The organism is Deinococcus sp. (assembly GCF_030523985.1).
Lineage (GTDB): Bacteria > Deinococcota > Deinococci > Deinococcales > Deinococcaceae > Deinococcus.
Genome location: NZ_JAUNHK010000068.1, coordinates 7,936 through 11,807, shown reverse-complemented (window position 1 = coordinate 11,807; position 3,872 = coordinate 7,936). Strand labels below are relative to the sequence as shown.

General features: G+C 65.2%; 5 protein-coding genes. 4 read left to right on the top strand and 1 reads right to left on the bottom strand.

Annotated elements, in window-relative coordinates:
- The coding region (locus tag Q4C89_RS10385) for an alkaline phosphatase (RefSeq protein ID WP_303102542.1) at positions 1-978 on the top strand (978 nt) is incomplete at its 5' end.
- A gap of 10 nt (positions 979-988) precedes the next feature.
- Here the strand turns inward: Q4C89_RS10385 and bioB are convergent.
- Positions 989-2,029, bottom strand: coding sequence for a biotin synthase BioB (gene bioB, locus Q4C89_RS10380; RefSeq protein ID WP_303102541.1), 1,041 nt, complete (start codon positions 2,027-2,029; stop codon positions 989-991).
- Between the two features lie 135 nt (positions 2,030-2,164).
- Between bioB and Q4C89_RS10375 the strand changes: the two genes are divergently transcribed.
- The 3 genes from Q4C89_RS10375 to Q4C89_RS15180 form a co-directional block, all read left to right on the top strand.
- The gene (locus Q4C89_RS10375) at positions 2,165-3,160 is read left to right on the top strand and encodes a histidinol-phosphate transaminase (protein WP_303102540.1); all 996 of its coding nucleotides are present in this window, start codon (positions 2,165-2,167) and stop codon (positions 3,158-3,160) included.
- Positions 3,161-3,163: 3 nt separating this feature from the next.
- On the top strand, positions 3,164-3,484 hold the full coding sequence (locus tag Q4C89_RS10370; protein WP_303102539.1) for an AbrB/MazE/SpoVT family DNA-binding domain-containing protein: 321 nt from the start codon (positions 3,164-3,166) through the stop codon (positions 3,482-3,484).
- Positions 3,481-3,872 (top strand): type II toxin-antitoxin system VapC family toxin (locus Q4C89_RS15180; RefSeq protein ID WP_368493234.1); only part of this gene is annotated, 392 nt, incomplete at its 3' end. The genes Q4C89_RS10370 and Q4C89_RS15180, both read left to right, overlap by 4 nt.

Below are 3,872 nucleotides of genomic sequence, written 5' to 3'. Positions count from 1 at the left end.
CAGCACAACGGCCCCGAAATCGTGACGCTGGAAGACTACCGCCGCCGCTACGCGCTCTACCACGCCGACCCCGATTTGCAGGCCGCGCACGCCGCCGCGCCCTGGGTCGTGGTGTGGGACGACCACGAAGTCGAAAACAACTACGCGGGCGACATTCCCGAGGCCCGCGAGAAAGGCGAAGCGCCCGTGACCCGCGAACAGTTTCTGGCCCGCCGCGCCGCCGCGTATCAGGCGTACTACGAAAATTTGCCGCTGCGGGCGTCGTCGCTGCCCAAAGGTCCGGCACTGCAACTCTACCGCCGCCTGAGCTTCGGGCGTCTGGCCGAATTTTCCATGCTCGACACCCGCCAGTACCGCAGCGACCAGCCCTGCGGCGACAACTTCAAGCCGGTGTGCGAGGGCGTGGCCGACCCCAACGCCACCCTGACCGGGCCGCAGCAGGAGCGCTGGCTGCTGGACGGCCTCGGTGCGTCCCAGGCGCAGTGGAACGTCATCGGGCAGCAGGTGATGATGGCGTCCTTCAACTGGCCTCTTGCGCAGGGCGTGGAAGTGCTGAACATGGACCAGTGGGACGGGTATCCGGCGGCCCGCTCGCGGCTGCTGGGCTACCTCGCCGCCCGCAAGGTCGGGAACCCGGTGGTGCTGACGGGCGACATTCACTCGGCCTGGGTGCATGACCTCAAAGCCGATTTCCGCGACCCGGCCTCGGCGGTGCTGGGCACCGAACTCGTGACCACGTCCATCAGCGCCGACTTTCCCTCGCAGTTCGTCGCGCCCATCGCGGCGGCAGCGACCCAGACCCCGCACGTCCGCTACTTCAACGGTGCCCAGCGCGGTTACGCCCGCGCGCGTGTGACGCCGCAGACGTGGCAGACCGAGTTCAAGGTGGTGGACACCATTCAGACCCGCACTTCCCAGGTGCGCACCGACGCCACCTTCGTCATCGAAAACGGCGTGCCTGGGGCAAAGCGGGCCTGAGCCGCCACGTTTAGACGCCGACGGGCACCACTTCTTTGGCCTCAGCCTTGAAAGCGCCGCTCCTCGCCGGGCGCAGGCCGAGGTCCTGAAGCATCTGCCAGTCGGCGCCCGCTTCCTGGCCCGCTTCGGTCAGGTAGTTGCCGAGGAAAATCGAGTTGGCGACGAGCAGAGCGAGGGGTTGCAGCGAGCGCAGGTGAATCTCGCGCCCCGCCGAGGCCCGCAGTTCGGCGCGGGGATTGAAAAGGCGGAAGACGCACAGCACCCGCAGGCAGGACCAAGGCGTGAAGTGGGCGGTGGTCTGCTGCCCGTCAAGCGCGGCTCCGTCAATGGGAATCAGGAAGTTGACAGGAATGGAGTCGGCGTTGCGGCAGCGCAGCGTGGCGGCGAGTTCGGCAATCTGCCGCTCACTTTCCCCCATGCCCACAATCACGCCCGAGCAGGTGCTCATGCCCGCCGCCGCCGCGTGGGTCAGGGTTTCGATGCGGTCTTCGTAGGTGTGGGTGCTGCAAATGTTGCCGTAGTTGTCGTGGTGGGTGTTGAGGTTGTGGTTGTAGGCGTCTACCCCCGCCCCGCGCAGCGCCTCTGCCTTTTTGCGGCCCTCGTCACCCAGCAGCAGGCCCATGCAGGCGCAAACTTCAAGGTTCGTCTCGGCCTTGATGCGGCGGGTCGCCTCGGCCACGTGCTCCACCTCGCCCCACGTTCCCCCGCGTCCCGAGAGCACGATGCAGTAGCGCTGCGCTCCGGCGTCCTGCGCCCGCTTGGCCTCGCCCACCATTTCGTCCGGCGACAGCACGCGGTAGCGGGGAATGCCGGTGTCTGCGCCCTTCGCCTGCGAACAGTAGGCGCAGTCCTCGGCACAGAGGCCGCTCTTGGCGTTGAGCAGCACGTTGACCTTCACCTCGTCTCCAAAGGCTTGACGCCGTACCCGCCAGGCCACGTCCACCAGGCGCAGGGTTTCGGTGTCGGGCAGGTTCAGCAGGGCCACGCCTTCCTCGACAGAAAGAAGTTCACCGCGCAGCACGCGCTCCGCCAGCGTATCCATGTTCAGCATAAGCTCCTCCTCGGCAGCCACCGGGGTACGGCGAAACCGCTCACTGCCGCCCCTTCTTCTTTTCGTTCAGTTCAGAAGGCTATCAGCTGAACCGGAAACGGCATAGCGGCAGGCGCAACGTGGATACTGAGCGCCGTGACCTTGCCTCCACTTCTCCCCCGCTCGCCCCACGGTGGCCCGTCCAGCACGGCCTTTTCGGGGCTGGATTTCAGCGTGAACTGCAACCCTTACGGCCCCAATCCGGCACTGCTGGAAGCCGTGCGGAATGCCGACCACACCCACTACCCCGACCCGACCTATCTGGGGGTACGGCAGACCCTGGCTGACTGGCACGGCGTTTTGCCGGACATGGTGGCTCCGTCGGTAGGTGCCTCCGACCTGCTGCACCGCATTGCCCGCGCCTTCCTGCCCGCAGGCGGAAAACTACTGAGCCTGCACGCCCCCTTCGGCGAACTGGAACGCGCCGCCCGCTTGCAACGCACTGAGGTCATGGTGGTGGATGAATTGCCCACTGCGTTGCCCACCGAAATCCGACTGGTTTATGTCGGGCAACCGCACAACCCGACAGGCCGCAGCCTGAGCGCGGGCGAGTTGCAAGCCGTGGCGGACGCCTGCACCCAGGCCAACGCCCTGCTGATCCTGGACTTGGCCTACGCACCCTTCGTAGAAGTGCCCATCATCCATCACCCATCAACCATCAACCTTTTCTCCCCTGGCAAAGCCCACGGCCTCGTCGGAGCGCGGCCCGCCTACGCCATCGCCGCGCCTGAAGTGGTGGCTCGCCTGGAAAATCTGGCCCCCGCGTGGCACCTACCTGCCGGAACCGCTGCGCTGCTGCGAAAGCTGCCCCACGCGCAAGAGTTTCTGGCGCAAACATTGCCGCAGGTCAGGCAGGACGCGCTGGCACTGGCGGCAGCGTTGGCGCGGTTCGGTGCGGTGGAGCATCGTGGGACGCCTTACCTGACGCTGAAAGTAGGAGAAGCGAGTACAGTGGCGCGGGCATTGCTGGCGCTGGGCGTGAAAGTGAGAGATTGCACCAGTTACGGGCTGCCGGGGCATATCCGGGCGAGTACGCAGGGCGGCCAGAACGACGAAATTCTAGTGAAACGAATGGGCGAAGTGCTAGGCTAAAGCATGACCAGCGTGACCGCCAGAATTGGCAGTGAAGGCCAGATTACGCTGCCCAGAGAACTTTGGGAGCGGCTGGGCGTGAGCGTGGGCGACCGCGTGCGCCTGGAAGTAGAGGCCGGAGGAATCAAGGTCTATCTGGCGGAACCGTTTGATTTCAGCCGCTTCATCGGCATTGCACCGCTTGATGACGATATGAGTGCGGTGGAGTGGCAGGAAGACATGCGGGGCGACCCTGAAGAACGCGCTGCACTTCATGCGGGGCCGCCTCATCCCAATATCACGCGCCTGGGGATGAGTTTCGAGCCAGGGAAAGAAGGGCAGTGAACGGAGTATCTGTTGACACCAATATTTTTTCTGCTGTGTGGGGTGGTGAACCGACAGCACCGGAACTGACACGGCGGCTGAATGAACTTTCGGGCGGGCAACGTCTGGTGATGTGCGGCGCAGTCTACGGCGAATTGGTCGGGCGTTACGGCCCTAGATTGGTTCAAGCTTCTCTCGGCCCCGTTGTCCTCATGCCAGACATGCCCGTGGCCGCCTGGCAGCGGGCAGGCGAGGCGCATGCAGCGTATGCCCGGCGGCGTAGACAGAGTGGCGGGGGCGTGCCGCGCCGTATCCTGACCGATTTCCTGATTGGCGCACATGCCAGCGCACATGGCCTCTCACTGTTCACGCTGAATACCGCCGACTACGCCGACTTTCCCGAAGTGCC